At 59.5% G+C, this 15,704-nt stretch carries 15 protein-coding genes; 10 read left to right on the top strand and 5 right to left on the bottom strand.

The window, feature by feature from the left end; genetic code table 11:
* Nucleotides 1–61: 61 nt before the first annotated feature.
* A complete protein-coding gene (locus ACPYOJ_RS09540) occupies nucleotides 62–361 on the bottom strand; it encodes an integration host factor subunit beta (RefSeq protein WP_160007056.1) in 300 nt (99 codons plus the stop codon).
* Between the two features lie 29 nt (nucleotides 362–390).
* Nucleotides 391–1,341 (bottom strand): signal peptide peptidase SppA, encoded by a 951-nt coding sequence (sppA, locus tag ACPYOJ_RS09535; RefSeq protein ID WP_481416026.1) that lies wholly within the window; start codon nucleotides 1,339–1,341, stop codon nucleotides 391–393.
* A gap of 217 nt (nucleotides 1,342–1,558) precedes the next feature.
* Between sppA and lptC the strand changes: the two genes are divergently transcribed.
* The 6 genes from lptC (at nucleotide 1,559) to ptsN (ending at nucleotide 6,731) form a co-directional block, all read left to right on the top strand.
* Nucleotides 1,559–2,224: an LPS export ABC transporter periplasmic protein LptC gene (gene lptC, locus ACPYOJ_RS09530; RefSeq protein ID WP_168828123.1), complete on the top strand. Its 666-nt coding sequence runs from the start codon at nucleotides 1,559–1,561 to the stop codon at nucleotides 2,222–2,224.
* 14 nt (nucleotides 2,225–2,238) lie between these two features.
* Complete coding sequence (locus ACPYOJ_RS09525) at nucleotides 2,239–2,850, top strand: LptA/OstA family protein (protein WP_168828124.1); 612 nt, start codon at nucleotides 2,239–2,241, stop codon at nucleotides 2,848–2,850.
* Nucleotides 2,851–2,865: 15 nt separating this feature from the next.
* Nucleotides 2,866–3,678 carry an LPS export ABC transporter ATP-binding protein gene (gene lptB, locus ACPYOJ_RS09520; RefSeq protein ID WP_168828125.1) on the top strand — a complete coding sequence of 271 codons (813 nt, stop codon included), beginning with the start codon at nucleotides 2,866–2,868 and terminating at the stop codon, nucleotides 3,676–3,678.
* Nucleotides 3,679–3,833: 155 nt separating this feature from the next.
* Nucleotides 3,834–5,366, top strand: a complete 1,533-nt coding sequence (gene rpoN, locus ACPYOJ_RS09515) for an RNA polymerase factor sigma-54 (RefSeq protein ID WP_481416025.1) — start codon at nucleotides 3,834–3,836, stop codon at nucleotides 5,364–5,366.
* 252 nt (nucleotides 5,367–5,618) lie between these two features.
* Nucleotides 5,619–6,194 (top strand): ribosome hibernation-promoting factor, HPF/YfiA family, encoded by a 576-nt coding sequence (gene hpf, locus ACPYOJ_RS09510; protein WP_481416024.1) that lies wholly within the window; start codon nucleotides 5,619–5,621, stop codon nucleotides 6,192–6,194.
* 72 nt (nucleotides 6,195–6,266) lie between these two features.
* Entirely contained in the window at nucleotides 6,267–6,731 is a 465-nt protein-coding gene (gene ptsN, locus ACPYOJ_RS09505) for a PTS IIA-like nitrogen regulatory protein PtsN (RefSeq protein WP_481416023.1), read from the top strand.
* A gap of 74 nt (nucleotides 6,732–6,805) precedes the next feature.
* Here ptsN and ACPYOJ_RS09500 read toward each other — a convergent pair whose 3' ends face one another.
* The 3 genes from ACPYOJ_RS09500 to ACPYOJ_RS09490 all read right to left on the bottom strand — a co-directional run bounded on the left by ACPYOJ_RS09500 (nucleotide 6,806) and on the right by ACPYOJ_RS09490 (nucleotide 11,548).
* Nucleotides 6,806–9,148: a methyl-accepting chemotaxis protein gene (locus ACPYOJ_RS09500; protein WP_481416022.1), complete on the bottom strand. Its 2,343-nt coding sequence runs from the start codon at nucleotides 9,146–9,148 to the stop codon at nucleotides 6,806–6,808.
* A 226-nt stretch (nucleotides 9,149–9,374) separates the two neighbouring features.
* Nucleotides 9,375–10,274 (bottom strand): ribokinase, encoded by a 900-nt coding sequence (locus ACPYOJ_RS09495; protein WP_481416021.1) that lies wholly within the window; start codon nucleotides 10,272–10,274, stop codon nucleotides 9,375–9,377.
* A gap of 50 nt (nucleotides 10,275–10,324) precedes the next feature.
* Nucleotides 10,325–11,548, bottom strand: coding sequence for a DNA recombination protein RmuC (locus ACPYOJ_RS09490; protein ID WP_481416020.1), 1,224 nt, complete (start codon nucleotides 11,546–11,548; stop codon nucleotides 10,325–10,327).
* A 206-nt stretch (nucleotides 11,549–11,754) separates the two neighbouring features.
* Here ACPYOJ_RS09490 and ACPYOJ_RS09485 point away from each other — a divergent pair, with 206 nt between their 5' ends.
* From ACPYOJ_RS09485 to truA, 4 genes are all read left to right on the top strand, one after another.
* Complete coding sequence (locus tag ACPYOJ_RS09485; protein WP_481416019.1) at nucleotides 11,755–13,251, top strand: methyl-accepting chemotaxis protein; 1,497 nt, start codon at nucleotides 11,755–11,757, stop codon at nucleotides 13,249–13,251.
* A 96-nt stretch (nucleotides 13,252–13,347) separates the two neighbouring features.
* Entirely contained in the window at nucleotides 13,348–13,863 is a 516-nt protein-coding gene (def, locus tag ACPYOJ_RS09480; protein ID WP_481416018.1) for a peptide deformylase, read from the top strand.
* A 76-nt stretch (nucleotides 13,864–13,939) separates the two neighbouring features.
* Nucleotides 13,940–14,875 carry a methionyl-tRNA formyltransferase gene (gene fmt / locus ACPYOJ_RS09475; RefSeq protein WP_481416017.1) on the top strand — a complete coding sequence of 312 codons (936 nt, stop codon included), beginning with the start codon at nucleotides 13,940–13,942 and terminating at the stop codon, nucleotides 14,873–14,875.
* Nucleotides 14,875–15,681 carry a tRNA pseudouridine(38-40) synthase TruA gene (gene truA, locus ACPYOJ_RS09470; protein ID WP_481416016.1) on the top strand — a complete coding sequence of 269 codons (807 nt, stop codon included), beginning with the start codon at nucleotides 14,875–14,877 and terminating at the stop codon, nucleotides 15,679–15,681. The genes fmt and truA overlap by 1 nt, the downstream gene beginning before the upstream one ends.
* The last annotated feature ends 23 nt before the right edge of the window (nucleotides 15,682–15,704 follow it).

Raw genomic sequence — 15,704 nt, 5'->3', positions numbered from 1 at the left:
CACCAGAATAGAAAGGTGTGCGCGAAGTTCAAGCGCGGTTTCGTCGCAACCCGGATCAGCCTCAGTCTTCCTGATCCGCCTGGCCGGGATTCAGCCGCTCGCGCAACTCCTTGCCGGTTTTGAAGAAGGGCACCCACTTCTCTTCGACGAAGACGGTGTCGCCCGTACGCGGATTGCGGCCGGAGCGCGAAGGACGATTCTTGACGGAAAATGCGCCGAAGCCGCGCAGCTCCACGCGGTTGCCCGCTGCGAGCGCATCGGTGATCTCGTCGAGAACCGCGTTGACGATGTTCTCGACATCCCGGTGATAAAGATGCGGGTTGCGCGCTGCAACAATCTGCACCAGTTCCGACTTGATCACGGTCTCCCCCTTAAATTATTGATTTCTTATTAATCCCGGCCAAACTGCCAAACTGAAACGAGCCCGTCAAGGAGCAACTTTTGGGGCAGAATTGCGGCGATGTCCTGACCCTTCACGAGATCGCCATACCCGAACAACACTGCGAGCCTGGAAACAGCGTCGGCGAGCAGAAAAGGTGTGCTGCTCTTCCTGTTCCAATCGACGATCGGCAGATCCTTACTGACGTTTCGCCCGGCAAGATAAGTGCGGATCTCGGCATCGCCGCCGATCTGGTCAATGAGCTTTAGCTTTACCGCCTGACGGCCGGTAAAAATCGTGCCGTCCGCCAGCTTCAGCGCTTCATCGCGTGGGAGTTTGCGGCGATCGGCGACGAGATCGACAAACCAGCCATAGCTATCCATGACCATGTTTTGGATCATGGCCTTGGCCTCTTCGCTGGCCGGATGGAAAGGTGACGGCTCCGCCTTCAGCGGCGACGATTTAATCTCCTGTAGCGAGACCCCCAGCTTATCAAGCAAAGGCTGGACCTGAGGGTACTGAAAAATCACGCCGATCGAGCCGGTGAGCGAGCTTTCTCCGGCAATGATCGTATCGCCGGCGGTCGCGATCATGTAGCCAGCGGAAGCCGCCAGCGTTCGGACGTCGGAGACGACCGGCTTCTTCGCTGCGATTGCCCGGATCGCCTTGAATATCTTTTCGCCGCCGTAGGTCGTACCCCCCGGGGAGGAAATGGAAACGATAACGCCTTTGACGCGATCGCTCTCCTCGATCTTCTTGAGCCGCTCAAGGAGTTCGTCGTTGTCGGTGATAAGGCCGGAAATCGTGACATGGGCGATGTGCGGCCGTCCTGTCTCGATGTCGCCCGCGATAAATTCGTAGAGCGCGAAGCCGAGCGCGACAAAAAGCACCACCGCGGCGATGCGCCAGAAACTGAGTTTGCGGCGAATCCTGCGGCGATCCGCGATCGTCGAACTGTCCATAAAGTCCTCCAGAGCCGCGGGGGCGGCCACATGCAACACGGCATCAGATAAGGCGGCGCTCCACCTTCGGAAATGCCGGTGTGCCTCGTTTTCTTGCCTTATTTGCTTGTTGCAAAAAAAAATCCATATTGGCAAGCCAGTGTAATAATGCGAAACGATCTGTGATCGGGTGAAGCACTCCCTATATACAGGCCCCGATCACCGACACGGACACGTAATGCTCAACACGTTAAACAGCAGCGGGACGCCTGCCTTTGCCAGGCCTGAACGGAGCGCCTATACGGCTGCGCTTTTCCATTCCGCGCGCGTCCGGCGCCTGAAGATCTTGTTGCCTGTCGCTGCCGTCATGGTTTCGCTGGCCTTCATTGCGGTCTCGATGGTCCGCGCTTATCTGCCGGAAAACCTGAAAATCGAAGGCGCCAAGATCGAAAACGGGAAGGTCGTCATGGAAAAACCGGCAATCGCCGGACGCAATTCCGATGGCATCAACTATTCGATGCTCGCCGAGCGCGCGCTGCAGGACATCAAGAATCCCAATCTCATCACGCTCGAAACGATCAAGGCGGCAGTGCCGGTCCACGACGATCTGATTGCCCGCGTCGAGGCCTCCACAGCCGACTACGACCGCGCCACCGACAATCTTGTGATGAACGACCCCTTCACCATTCTGCTCAGTAACGGTCTGACGGCGAATTTCCAGTCTGCCAAGCTCGATATCAAGGGCGGCAAGATGACGACGGATACCCCGATCCACATTCAAAAAGACGGTGCATCGGTTGTTGCGGATTCGCTTCAGATGACGGATAAGGGGCGCGTGATCACATTCGAGGGGAACGTGCGCATGAATGTCGATCCAACCGTCATTCGCAAACAGGGCACCTAACAGCCGGGTCACTCATGACAAAAGATAGTCACTCTTCAATTCGCAAGTCTGGCTTAGCGCTCAGCGGCTGCGCCTTGGCGCTTCTGGTGACTGCGGGGGCAGCTTTCGCACAAGCCACAACGAGCCAGATGAATGGCTTAAAGCTCGACAGCAACAAACCGATCCAGATCGAAAGCGATAAGCTGGAGATTCACGATCAGGAGCACAAGGCCGATTTTACCGGCAAGGTAAAGGTCGTGCAGGGAACAACAACCCTGGAGGCCGGCCATATGACTGTCTTCTACAAGGCACAGCCAGATGGCTCAAAGGCGCCGGCAGACGGTTCAAAGCCCGATGCAGCTGCCGCTTCCATTTCATCCGGCAATGCCGATATTGACCACATCATCGTTACCGACAAGGTTTTCCTGAGCTCAGGCACCCAAACAGCAACAGCCGACGACGGCTCCTTTGACATGGCCAAGCAGCTCTTCATCCTGAAGGGCGACAAGGTCGTGCTGACCGATGGGCCGAACGTCTTCACAGGCTGCCAGCTCACCGTTGAGATGCAGACCGGACACGCGCAACTGGATAGCTGCGGGGGGCGCGTCCAGATTCAGCTCGATCCGCAATCCCAGAAAAAGAACTGAAACCGGCCTCCCGACGTGAAATTATTTTCGTTTTTAACCGCGTTCGGCAAGTCCGGGCCGCAATCCGCAGCGGATCCCGGTGCCGGCGGGGACAAGAGTCGCTACCAGGGGACGCTGATCGCGCGCGGCCTCACGAAGACCTATGGTACGCGGCGCGTTGTCAATGGCGTGTCGCTGGTCGTACGGCGCGGCGAAGCCGTTGGCCTCCTAGGGCCTAACGGAGCCGGTAAGACGACCTGTTTTTACATGATCACAGGTCTGGTTCCGGTGGACGAGGGCACCATCGAAATCGACGGCAATGACGTGACGACGATGCCGATGTATCGCCGGTCGCGCCTCGGGGTCGGCTATCTGCCGCAGGAGGCTTCGATCTTTCGTGGCTTGACGGTCGAGGAGAATATCCGGGCCGTGCTCGAAGTCCACGAGAAGAACAAGGCAGAGCGCGAGAAGAAGCTGGATGAACTCCTGGAAGAGTTCCATATCTCCAAGCTGCGAAAGGCGGCGGCGGTTTCGCTATCGGGTGGCGAGCGGCGCCGTCTGGAAATCGCTCGCGCGCTTGCAACCGATCCGACTTTCATGTTGCTGGACGAGCCTTTTGCGGGCGTTGACCCTATCTCGGTCGCTGACATCCAGAACCTCGTACATCATCTGACGGCGCGTGGCATCGGCGTTTTGATTACCGACCACAATGTGCGCGAGACCCTCGGTCTCATTGATCGCGCCTACATCATCCATGCTGGCGAAGTGCTGACGCACGGCCGGGCGAACGACATCGTCAACAATCCTGAAGTGCGCCGGCTCTACCTGGGCGATAAATTCAGCCTCTGACAGGATCTAAGGCGATCGAAATTCGCCTTCCTGTCATACTGGCGCTTGACCAAATAGGATAAAAAAGCAATTTTTGGGCCAAGTTGGTTTCCGCGGCCCGGACGATTGTTCAGGCGTGGTTTCCCGGGAAAATGAACGGGAGTTTCGCGTCGGCTATGGCTTTGTCAGCCAATCTTTTCCTGCGACAGAACCAGTCGTTGGTCATGACGCCGCAACTGATGCAATCCATCCAGTTGCTGCAGATGACGCATGTCGAACTGGTCCAGTTCATTGCCCAGGAAGTCGAGAAAAACCCGTTGCTCGAATTTCCGTCAGATGATGCGGAAACCGGCAGTGATTACGACCCGCAGGATGAGGCGCACGGACGCCAGCCGGATGACGACCGCGCCGATGCGCTTTCCGGAGACTGGTACGACAACGGTACCGAGGGTAACGGCAGCCGGCTGAAAGAAGAGCTGGACGCCAATTATGCGAACGTCTTTCAGGACGATGGAGCGCCGGCGCGGGTTGATGCACCGGAGCTGATCAGTCAGTGGAAGTCGATGCCGGGAAGCGGCGACGGCGAGAATTACGATCTCGACGATTTTGTTGCAGGGCAGGTTTCGCTCAAGGATCACCTCGCGCAACAGGTTCCATTCATTCTGCCGGATATGGCTGACCGGTTGATCGCGCAGCAGATGATCGACCAGCTCGATGAGGCTGGTTATCTGCAGGGCGACGTTGCTGAGATCGGCGGCAGGTTGAACGCCGATCTCACGACGGCCGAACATGTTCTTGCCGCGTTACAGACGCTCGATCCGCCCGGCGTTTTCGCTCGCAACCTGGCCGAGTGCCTGTCGATCCAACTGAAGCAGAAAGATCGCTTCGATCCCGCCATGCAGGCGCTCATCTCCAACCTCGAACTGCTGGCACGGCGCGATTTTGCGACGCTCAAGCGGCTTTGCGGCGTTGACGAGGAAGACCTGCTCGACATGCTCGCGGAGATCCGCCAGCTGAATCCGAAGCCTGGTAGCAGCTTCCAGACGGGCATTTCCGAAGCGATCATGCCGGATGTGGTCGTGCGGGCGTCTTCGGATGGCGGCTGGCTGGTGGAGTTGAACCCGGATACACTCCCTCGCGTGCTGGTCAACCAGTCCTATTTCGCCAATGTGAGCAAGAACTCCAGCGAATACGCATTCTTGTCGGAATGCCTTCAGAACGCCAATTGGCTCACGCGCAGCCTCGATCAGCGCGCAAAGACGATCGTGAAGGTGGCCAGCGAGATCGTTCGTCAACAGGATGCCTTTCTGATGCATGGCGTCGACCATCTGCGGCCCCTGAATCTAAAGACCGTTGCCGATGCAATCAAAATGCATGAGTCGACGGTCAGCCGCGTCACCTCGAACAAATACATTCTGACGCCGCGTGGCCTTTTCGAACTCAAATATTTCTTCACGGTATCGATCAGTGCGGTGGAAGGCGGTGAAAGTCATTCGGCCGAGGCGGTTCGCCATAGGATCCGCGCCCTGATCATGCAGGAGGGTTCGGATGCTGTCCTCTCCGACGATGACATTGTCGACATACTGAAGAAGGAGGGCATCGATCTCGCTCGCCGTACGGTTGCAAAATACCGGGAAGCGATGAACATACCCTCTTCCGTTCAACGGCGGCGTGAGAAGCGAGCTTTGGCGAAGGTTTCCGGCTTTTAGAAAGCCATGCCAGATCAACCCTATCAGTGCATCCAAATATGTGACACGCCCGGCCGTTGACTTTTTGTTAACGTGCCGCTAGAAGGCCGCCGCAATTGGCGCTGTGAAGCGTTCAGACTTATCCCCATCATCCTCAGGGCGCTTGAAGCACGCAACTTAAGCCGATCTTGCTTGAGTTTGCGCGAAGTGCTTGGATGAGCTGTAGCCTTGGCGTAAACTGGTGCCGCAACCACTTATAAGAAGGGAAACTCCATGAGTGTGCGTGTATCCGGTAAACATATGGAAATTGGTGACTCGTTTCGTCAGAGGATCGAGGACCAAATGGACACGGCCATCACGAAGTACTTCGACGGAGGATATTCTGGGCAGGTGATTGTCGAGAAATCGAGTGCGCGCTTTTCCGCCGATTGCAAGCTTCATCTCGATAGCGGGGTGGTTTTGCATGCAGCAGGAGAGGCAATGGATCCGCAGCTGGCATTCGAGGCCGCTTCGGAGCGCATCGAGAAGCGTCTGCGCCGCTACAAGCGCAAGCTCAAGGATCACCATGCCGGAAACCATCTTAACGGGTCAGCCGAAGTCGCCTATACGGTGATGGACGCTGTCCCGGACCATGAAGAAGAGGTTCCCGACGATTTTGCCCCGGCAATTGTTGCCGAGAGCACGAAGCAGTTGAAGACCATGTCTGTTGCGACCGCCGTCATGGCGCTCGATATGACAGACGAACCGCTGCTTCTGTTCCGCAGCCCGGGCAAGGAACATTTGAACATCGTTTACCGCAGGCATGACGGTAATATTGGCTGGATCGACGCAGCCAATATCAAGAGCTGACATCCGGGTGATGGGTAGCGGCGGCGGCGCCGTTTCCCAATCATCCGGTTTCGGCGACAAAAGGAAAAAGAAATGGCATTGGCAGATCTGCTGCACCAGGATGCGATCATTCCCGCCCTAAGGGTAAATTCCAAGAAACAGTTGCTTCAGGAGCTGGCCGCAAAGGCCTCCAAGGTTACCGGGCTTTCCGAGCGGGAAATTTTCGACATCGTTCTGCAGCGCGAGCGCCTCGGCTCGACGGGTGTCGGTAACGGCATCGCCATTCCGCATGGCAAGCTTCCGAGCGTGCGCTCGATCGTAGGCGTCTTTGCGCGGCTGGAAAGTCCGGTCGATTTCGAAGCCCTGGATGATCAGCCGGTCGATCTGGTGTTTCTTCTCCTTGCTCCGGAAGGGGCAGGGGCGGATCACCTGAAGGCGCTCTCGCGCATCGCACGCGTGCTTCGCGATCAGGACCTCGTCGCGAAATTGCGCGCCACCGATTCCGCGTCGGCGATCTATGCCTTCCTCAACGAAGAGCAGGCATCGAACGCCGCCTGAGCGGCAGTTGATGGCCTAAACGAAGAGAGGCGCCTGAGCTCAGGCGCCTCTCTTCGTTTGCGGAAGCTGATCGCTCAGAATTCTTCCCAATCGTCCTGCGCAATGGCTGCCGAGCCGTGTGACTGCGGAAGAGGCCGGCGCGGTGCTGGAGCCGCGGAACGGTAGGCAGGGGCCGGCGCTGCAGCGGAGCGCATCTTCTGTGCCGTCGAGCGTAGCGTGCTCGCATTGCTCTGACCCGACACGCGGAAGCGGAGGACGAGAGCGTTGAGCGTCTGCGCTTCGTCGTTGAGCGCAACACTGGCGGCCGTCGCCTCTTCCACCATCGCCGCATTCTGCTGGGTGACCTGGTCCATCTGGTTCATGGCCTGGTTGATTTCCTTGAGGCCGATCGCCTGTTCGCTGGCGGAGGCTGAAATCTGCCGGATGAGCCCGTTGATGTTCATGACCTGCTCGGAAATCTTGTGCAGCGTGCCGCCGGCGCGGCCGACCAATTCGACGCCCTCCTTCACCTGGACGGCCGAGGTGTTGATCAGCGTCTTGATCTCCTTGGCGGCATTGGCGGACCGCTGCGCCAGCTCTCTGACTTCCTGTGCGACCACTGCGAAGCCCTTGCCTGCCTCGCCGGCACGGGCGGCTTCGACCCCGGCATTCAGCGCCAGGAGGTTCGTCTGGAAGGCAATCTCGTCGATAACGCCGATGATCCGCGAGACCTCCGTCGACGATTGCTCGATGCCCTGCATGGAAGCAATTGCCTTTTGTACGACTTCGCCGGACTTTTCCGCGTCTTCGCAGGCGAGATTGACATTATCCGCGGCCGTGCGTGCATTCTCCGCACTGGAATTGACCTGCGCCGTCAGCTCGTTGAGGGCGGCGGCGGTCTCTTCCAGACTTGCCGCCTGCTGTTCCGTACGCTTGGCAAGGTCCGAGGCGCTGTTGCTGATTTCGCTCGTGCCCGAGCCGATGTTTACGACGCTGAGGTTCATCGTGTTGACGGTTTCCTCGAGGCTTGCGAGAGCCCCGTTGAAATCTTCCTTTAGCTTGGCGTATTCACCCGGGAACTCCACCGTGATGCGGTGGCCGAGGTTGCCTTGCGACAGTTCGGAAAGACCGGCGCCTACGACAGACACGATCTGCCGCTGGAGAGCGACGGCATCCTGGCGTTCGGCTTCCGAGCGGCTGCGCTCGCTTTCGGCGGCATGGCGCTGATCGTTCGCTTCTGCTTCCAGGCGCTGCGTATCGGCAAGTGCAAAGCGGAACCCTTCGAGGGCCTTGGCAACCGAACCGATCTCGTCGGCACGATCCTGACCGGCCACCGGTTCCTCGTACTTGCCGTTGCTGAGCGCGCGAACACTGGCGACGAGGCCGCCGAGCGGGTTCTGAACAAGACCGCGCACGGCGAAATAGAGCGCCAGCAGGACTGCGCCGAGGACAACGATGCCGGCCGCGATCATGATGTAAGTCTGGGCTTGGACTTGTGCATTGATGGCGCTATGCGGCACGTCGACAAGCACCACCCAAGTCGCATTGAGGCCGGGGACTGCAAACGGATAGACGACCCGATCGAAAGGTTCGTTGCCATTGAAAGTCAGGTTTCTGACGACACCGGCCGTGTTCGAGGAAAGGGCTGCCTTCACCTCGGTCGCGCCATCGCCTTCGCCGTAAGGCTTGGACATGAGATCGGGCTGCGGCGCAACGATCCAGTTACCGTTCTGGGCGAGAAGGTTGACGCGGCCTGAACCGAAGGGATGCAGGGCTTGCAATTTGTCGGTCAGCGATTTCAGCGAGATATCGACACCTTCGACGCCGACCATCTTTCCGCCGGATATGACTGGATAGGCGATTGAGGTCAGCAGCGTCGGGACGTCCGTGCCCTCTGCAAGATACGGCGCCGTGATGGCGCCCTTGCCGCTCTCAGCCGCAAGCTTCCACCACTCGGCTGTATAATCGTTGTCAAAGGTCGAAAATTGGATGGCGCCGTCCTTCGTCTTCGACCAGTAGGGCGAAAAGGCGCCATTCTTGTTCGTGCCCTCGTCGAGGTTGTTGGCGATCTCCGTCGTCTTGCCGTCCAAAGCGCCGAGTTGCTCGCAGAACCAGCTGCCGAAGGCGAAAGCGTTCTGCTCGAGATTGGCCTTGAGAACATTGATCATGCCCTTGCGATCAAAGTCCTTGCCGTCGAGACCGCGACCGAGGACGCCCGACATCGAGCGGGCTGCACTGCCGAGTTCGCCAACAGCGCCGGCGATCTCGTTGGCAATCGATTTGGCTTCGAGATCGGCCTGATCCATCGTCAGAGTCTGGACGCGGTCGCGCGTTTGATCGATCAGATAGAGATTGGAGACCAACAAGACGAGCGCGATGGCCGCGCCAGTGATCAGGATGAGCTTTGCGGCTAGCGACTTCATGCGAAAGATGAACATGGTGCCTCGGCGGGAGCGACGCACCGGAGGCGCATTCTCCGGCACAGGCATGGATATGCCGCGCCGTCATGGAGCAGCCCTGAGTTGCCGGGCTGCTAGAAGAGGCCCGGCGATCGACAGAATGATGGCCGGAAACCTCTTAAATTTGAATGAAACTCTATGGATTCAGGCTGCTAATGCCTTGACTAGACTCGCTTTCTGCGAGTGGGGGTTGAAACAGACAAGGCTATATCTTGTTTGCGACTTCGGCAGACAGTGGAATGGACGGCTGCGCTCCAGCCTTGAGGCATGCAAGCGATCCGGCGACCGCTGCCTGGCGCAGTGCTTTGTGAAAATCCACGCCCTCATCGAGGCTTGCGGCGAAATAGCCGCAGAAGGTATCGCCGGCGCCGACCGTGTCCACGGGTTCGATCTTGAGCCCCTGTGCCCGCAGGATTTTTCCGTCCCGGATGGCGATGACGCCCTCGGCGCCGAGCGTTACGATCAAGGTCTGGCCGGTCTCTCCATGCAGGCGCTTCAGTGCCGCCTCACGGTCGGCCGTGTTCATGCCGTCTTGGCCGGCCAGGCGCTCGAACTCCGTTTCGTTGGCAATGACGATATCGGCAAGACGTCCGAGACGCGGGGCATCGGCAGTGAGGGGAGCGAGGTTGAGGATGGTGGTTACGCCTTTCCCGCGCGCGGCGGCAAGCGCGCGCTCGACGGCCGAACCTGGCACTTCCAGCTGCAAGACAAGAATATCGCCGTCGCGCATCGCGCCAAGCGCGCGATCGGCGTCCGAGGCGGTAAGGGTGCCGTTTGCACCCGGGACAACGGCGATCATGTTCTCGCCGTCTCCGCCTACGAGGATCAGTGCGGTGCCGGTCGGCCCGTCGACATGCTTGACGCCCGCAAGCTGCGTCCCGGCCTGATCAAGAAGCGCCAGCGCCGGAGCGGCGAACTCGTCCTTGCCGACCGCGCCGACCATATGCACGACCCGTCCGGCGCGTTGTGCGGCCAGTGCCTGATTGGCTCCCTTGCCGCCGGCCGCCGTCGCGAACCCGCTGCCCGCCACCGTTTCACCGGGCTTGGGCAGCCGGTCAGTCGTGGCGATAAGGTCCATGTTGATGGAGCCGAAAACTGTGATCATGAGGGTGTTCCGTCCAAGCCTTTATTTGGAGGCGACAGTGCCCGATGGCCTCACTCTTCGTCAACCACTCTAAGCTTCAAGAGACCGGTGCGGCTTTCGACCGACTTCGCCGCAGGCGCACTTTCACGCTCCTCCTTGAGCGCTTCCGCTCCCTCGAATTCCAGCGCCTCGATCTTGGCGCCACGTTTCGTGAGCTTGTCGGTCGATGTGATGATCTGATCAACATCCCGCTGCGCCTGCGAAAAATGGGTCTGCAGCTTGCGAACACGCTCGTCGAGCCGTCCGAGATCATCCATGAGGGTGGCGACTTCGCCCTGAATGACGTGCGCCTGCGCGCGCATGCGCTGATCCTTCAGGACAGCCTGGATAACCTGGATCGACAACATCAACAGCGAGGGAGAGACGATGACGATGCGGGAACGATGCGCCTTTTGCACGACCGGTTCGAAGTTCTCATGGATTTCAGCGAAGATCGATTCCGAAGGAACAAAGAGAAAGGCAGTGTCCTGCGTTTCCCCCTGGATAAGATATTTTTCCGAGATATCGCGGATATGAATTTCCATGTCGCGGCGAAACTGCTGCGAGGCAAGCTTGGTTGCCTCCGGATTGCCCGCGTCGCGAATGGCATTCCAGGCCTCGAGGGGAAACTTGGCGTCGATGACCAGCGGCGGTGCGCCGTTCGGCATGCGCACGGTGCAGTCGGGGCGGGAGCCGTTGGAGAGCGTCTGCTGGAAACCATAGGCGCCCATCGGTAGCCCATCGGCGACGATGGTCTCCATGCGCGACTGTCCGAAAGCGCCGCGCGTTTGCTTGTTGGAGAGGATGGCCTGAAGTCCGACGACATCCTTCGCCAGGGTCTGGATATTATTCTGAGCCGCATCGATGACTGCCAGCCGCTCCTGCAGGCGCTGGAGGTTCTCGTGCGTCGACTTCGTCTGCTCGCTGATCGTCGTGCTCACACGCTGAGACATGCCGTCGAGGCGCTGATTGATAGCCTGATTGAGCTCGGCCTGGCGTGTCCCGAAGACCTCGGCCATGGTTGAGATACGTCCCTGCATCTCGGCCTGGATTTTCAGAAGTTCGCCCATGCGGGCGTCCGCCTCGGCGGCCCTCATCGCCGCCTCCTCATTTTGTTCGCGGCGGAGGCTGCTGCTTCTAAAAAGCAGGAAAATCAGCGCTAAAACGATGGCGGCGATGGTGCCACCTGCGAGGGCAAGCATGGCTGGGCTGAGCCCAGCGAGCGAAATTGTCAGCGAGTCGGTAACATTGGTCATGCCGGCACAATAACAAACTCGGCAGCAATGGCTAGATCAAAACGTGAACAGATCCACAGCGCAGATTGCGATGCAAAATATCGCTGGGTCTGCGACTTGAAGCTCTTTGAAATAATCGTCTGGGTTAACTAATGCTCAACTATATTTTCGAATTGTCCTTTCGAGACAAACCTTTATCGCGCCCAAGCGCCAGACAGAGATACATCATGACCAGTCAGCAATCCGAAAACGCACTCAAGCAGCGTCTCGATTTTATCGGCCTCGACGGCGAGGCACGTAAGATGATGCGCGAGTTGCGGCCGGTTATCGGCGAGCTGGTTGGCGGCGCTCTGGAAAAATTCTACGGAAAGATCGCAAGGACGCCTGCCGTTGCCAGCTTCTTTTCCGATAAGACCCATGTCAACCATGCCAAGAAGCGCCAGGAGGATCACTGGGCAAACCTCGCCGGCGGCAATTTCGACGATAGCTACGTGAACGGCGTCAAGGCAGTCGGCAAAACGCATGCCCGGATTGGCCTGGAGCCGCGCTGGTATATCGGCGGCTACGCGATCGTCATGTCGGAACTCGTCAAAGGCATCATGGAAAAGCAGTGGCCGTCACGCTTCGGCCGCCAGCAGGGCAAGGTGCTTGCCGAAAAGCTCACCGCGGTGATCAAGGCCGGCATGCTGGACATGGACTATTCCATCTCCGTCTATCTCGAGACGCTGGATGAGAAGCGCCGGGCGCTGGAAGAAGAGCGTGCCAAGGCGGAAGAGGACAAGTCAATTGCGCTTGCGCACCTGCGCCGGGGACTGGAAGCTCTCTCGAATGGCGATCTCGAAGCGACGCTGCCAGCGGACCTTCCGGGTCAATTCGGCCAGATGGCGGAGGATTATAACCGGGCGGTTGCGGCCCTTCGTGTCTCGTTCGCCTCGGTACGCAGCAGTTCGGGCGAGATCAAGAGCGGCGCGGATGTAATCTCGAAGGCAACGGACGATCTGGCACTGCGTACGGCGCAGCAGGCCGCCGGTGTCGAGGAAAGCTCCGCCGCCCTCCAGCAGCTCTCCGTTAGCGTTGCCCAGACGGCGGCAAATGCCGAAAAGGCGTCCGGCGCGGTGCGCGAGACGCAGCAGAAAGCGAAGAGCTCCGGCGAACTCGTGACAAGTGCAGTCTCAGCCATGGCGGGCATCGAAAAGTCGTCCACCGAGATTGCTAAGATCATCGGTGTCATCGATGAAATTGCCTTCCAGACAAACCTTCTGGCGCTTAATGCCGGTGTCGAGGCTGCGCGTGCGGGCGAGGCGGGCAAAGGCTTTGCGGTCGTCGCACAGGAGGTGCGTCAGCTTGCGCAGCGCACGGCCGATGCCGCCAAGGAGATCAAGAACCTGATCTCCGAAAGCTCCATTCAGGTGAATGAGGGCGTCGGCATCGTCAGCAGCACGGGCGAGGCTCTCGGCGATATGATCAGTCGCATCGACGGCATCAACCGTCTCGTGTCAGATATCGCGGCGGCCGCGCGTGATCAGGCAACGGGGGTCAACGAAGTCAGCATCGCGATCCGCAACATGGATACGATCACCCAGCAGAATTCCGGCATGGTTGAACATACGTCGGCGGAAACCCGGCGGCTGCGCGCTGAGGTCGACAACCTCGTGGCGTTGTTGCAGCGCTTCAATATCCGCTCTCAGGAGCGCCAGGCGCTGGCATCCCGCCGCGCCGCTTGACCGAATACGGCAAAATTCCGGAGGGCTGCGCAAAAAAGCGCCTTCCGGGATTTCAGAATAATTCCCTAGCCGGAAAAGATAGGCTATGGGAACGCCATGACCATCAAGCCACTTATCATTCTTCCCGATCCCGTTCTCCGACAGGTCTCCAAGCCGATCGAGCGAGTTGATGCCGATCTCAAGCGTCTTGCAGACGACATGCTGGAAACGATGTATGACGCCCCCGGCATCGGCCTCGCCGCAATCCAGATCGGGGTGCCGCGCCGCATGCTGGTGATCGACGTTTCCCGCGAGGGCGAGGAAAAGCAGCCGCAGGTCTTCATCAATCCGGAGATCATCAAGTCTTCTGACGAGCGATCGGTTTACGAAGAGGGCTGCCTCTCGATTCCGGATTACTATGCCGAGGTTGAGCGCCCCGCCGCGGTGACGGTCAAATATCTCGATCGTGACGGCAAGGAACAGGCGACGGAGGCCGATGGCCTTCTCGCCACTTGCCTGCAGCACGAGATAGACCATCTGAACGGCGTCCTCTTCATCGATCATATTTCGCGCTTGAAGCGGGAGATGGTGATCAAGAAGTTCACAAAGGCGGCGAAGTCGAAGGTGCTCTAAAGCAGCCTGGTCGAGACTTCGGCCAAGCCGGCTCGTTGGCTGTTGAAACGGCTGAACACTTGATTGGCGAGAAAAGATGTCGCTTCGCATCATTTTTATGGGAACGCCGGACTTTTCGGTCCCGACATTGCGGACGCTGGTGGACGCCGGACACGAGATTGTTGCGGTCTATACCCAGCCGCCGCGACCGGGCGGCCGGCGTGGTCTCGACCTGCAGAAGTCGCCGGTCCATCAGGCTGCTGAACTGCTCAGGCTGCCGGTCTTCACACCCGTGAATTTCAAGGCGCCGGAAGAGCGGGAGCACTTTCGTGCGCTCAATGCTGATGTCGCGGTGGTCGTCGCCTACGGACTGCTGTTGCCGGAAGCGGTTCTGAGCGGAACACGCCATGGCTGCTACAATGGCCACGCCTCCCTGCTGCCGCGCTGGCGGGGCGCGGCGCCGATCCAAAGAGCGATCATCGCGGGCGACGAAAAGACCGGCATGATGGTGATGAAGATGGACAAGGGGCTGGATACCGGCCCCGTCGCACTCACCCGCGAAGTCGACATCGGACCGAACATGACGGCCGGCGAATTGCACGACAGGCTGATGCAGGTCGGCGCCCAGGTGATTGGCGAAGCGATGCGCAAGCTCGAAATGGGCGATCTGCCGCTGACGCCGCAGCCGGAAGATGGTGTCCTCTACGCCGCAAAGATCGATAAAGGCGAGACGCGGATCGATTTCACAAAGGCGGCGCAAGACGTGCATAATCATATCCGTGGGCTGGCACCATTTCCGGGCGCCTGGTTCGAGGTCGAGATTGGCGGAAGGCCAGAGCGAGTAAAGGTGCTGGGTTCGGAGCTTGCAGGCGGGCACGGTGCTGCTGGTGAGGTGTTGAGCGACGATCTGGCCGTTGCCTGCGCATCCGGAGCCGTGCGGCTGACCAAGCTGCAGAAGGCGGGCGGCAAGCCGCTGCCGGCAGCCGATTTCCTGCGCGGCACCCCGCTTGTGCGCGGCACGAGGCTAGGCTGATGCCGCGCTACCGGATGACGGTCGAGTATGACGGAGCGCCCTATGTCGGCTGGCAGCGCCAGGAAAATGGCCCGTCCGTTCAGGGCGCGATCGAAGGTGCGATCCTCTCGCTGAGCGGCGAGACCGTGTCGGTCCGCGGTGCGGGGCGTACGGATTCCGGCGTGCATGCCATGGGTCAGGTGATACACGCGGATCTGTCGAAGGAATGGCCGGCCTTCAAGCTGCAGAACGCGCTGAATGCGCATCTGAAGCTTGCCGGCGAGCGCGTGTCCATTCTTGATGTTCAGGCAGTCAGTGAATTCTTCGATGCGCGCTTTTCCGCCGAGCGGCGGCATTATCTCTATCGCATCATCAGCAGGCGCGCGCCGCTGGCGCTCGAAGCGGGCAAAGCCTGGTGGGTGCCGAAGGCGCTGGACCACGAAGTGATGCATGCGGCGGCACAGATCCTGGTCGGCAATCACGACTTCTCCACCTTCCGATCCGCGCACTGCCAGGCGAACAGCCCGATACGCACGCTCGACCGCCTGGACGTGACGCGAAACGGCGAACTCATCGAGATCCGGGCAACGGCGCAGAGTTTCCTCCACAACCAGATCCGCTCATTTGCCGGAACGCTGAAGCTGGCGGGAGAAGGCAAGTGGACGCCCGAGGATGTGCGCGCCGCGCTCGAGGCGCGCGATCGCAAGGCTTGCGGTCCGGTGGCGCCGCCCGACGGGCTCTATTTTATGCAGGTCGATTACCCGGCGGTGATTACCGATCGCCGCAAGCAGGCGAATGAGAACGGCGAGGATGACGATCTGTCATAGTCAGCCTGTGCGAGATCGCGCAC

Source organism: Rhizobium sp. SVR5-9E (assembly GCF_056755095.1).
The sequence above is the reverse complement of the archived record's forward strand: the minus strand, read 5'-3'. Positions and strand labels throughout refer to the sequence as shown.

Coding starts and splice junctions, on each gene's coding strand:
- sppA (WP_481416026.1), bottom strand. CDS start 1,341: ATGGACAGTTCGACGATCGCGGATCGCCGCAGGATTCGCCGCAAACTC.
- lptC (WP_168828123.1), top strand. CDS start 1,559: ATGCTCAACACGTTAAACAGCAGCGGGACGCCTGCCTTTGCCAGGCCT.
- ACPYOJ_RS09525 (WP_168828124.1), top strand. CDS start 2,239: ATGACAAAAGATAGTCACTCTTCAATTCGCAAGTCTGGCTTAGCGCTC.
- rpoN (WP_481416025.1), top strand. CDS start 3,834: ATGGCTTTGTCAGCCAATCTTTTCCTGCGACAGAACCAGTCGTTGGTC.
- hpf (WP_481416024.1), top strand. CDS start 5,619: ATGAGTGTGCGTGTATCCGGTAAACATATGGAAATTGGTGACTCGTTT.
- ptsN (WP_481416023.1), top strand. CDS start 6,267: ATGGCATTGGCAGATCTGCTGCACCAGGATGCGATCATTCCCGCCCTA.
- ACPYOJ_RS09500 (WP_481416022.1), bottom strand. CDS start 9,148: ATGTTCATCTTTCGCATGAAGTCGCTAGCCGCAAAGCTCATCCTGATC.
- ACPYOJ_RS09495 (WP_481416021.1), bottom strand. CDS start 10,274: ATGATCACAGTTTTCGGCTCCATCAACATGGACCTTATCGCCACGACT.
- ACPYOJ_RS09490 (WP_481416020.1), bottom strand. CDS start 11,548: ATGACCAATGTTACCGACTCGCTGACAATTTCGCTCGCTGGGCTCAGC.
- ACPYOJ_RS09485 (WP_481416019.1), top strand. CDS start 11,755: ATGACCAGTCAGCAATCCGAAAACGCACTCAAGCAGCGTCTCGATTTT.
- def (WP_481416018.1), top strand. CDS start 13,348: ATGACCATCAAGCCACTTATCATTCTTCCCGATCCCGTTCTCCGACAG.
- fmt (WP_481416017.1), top strand. CDS start 13,940: ATGTCGCTTCGCATCATTTTTATGGGAACGCCGGACTTTTCGGTCCCG.
- truA (WP_481416016.1), top strand. CDS start 14,875: ATGCCGCGCTACCGGATGACGGTCGAGTATGACGGAGCGCCCTATGTC.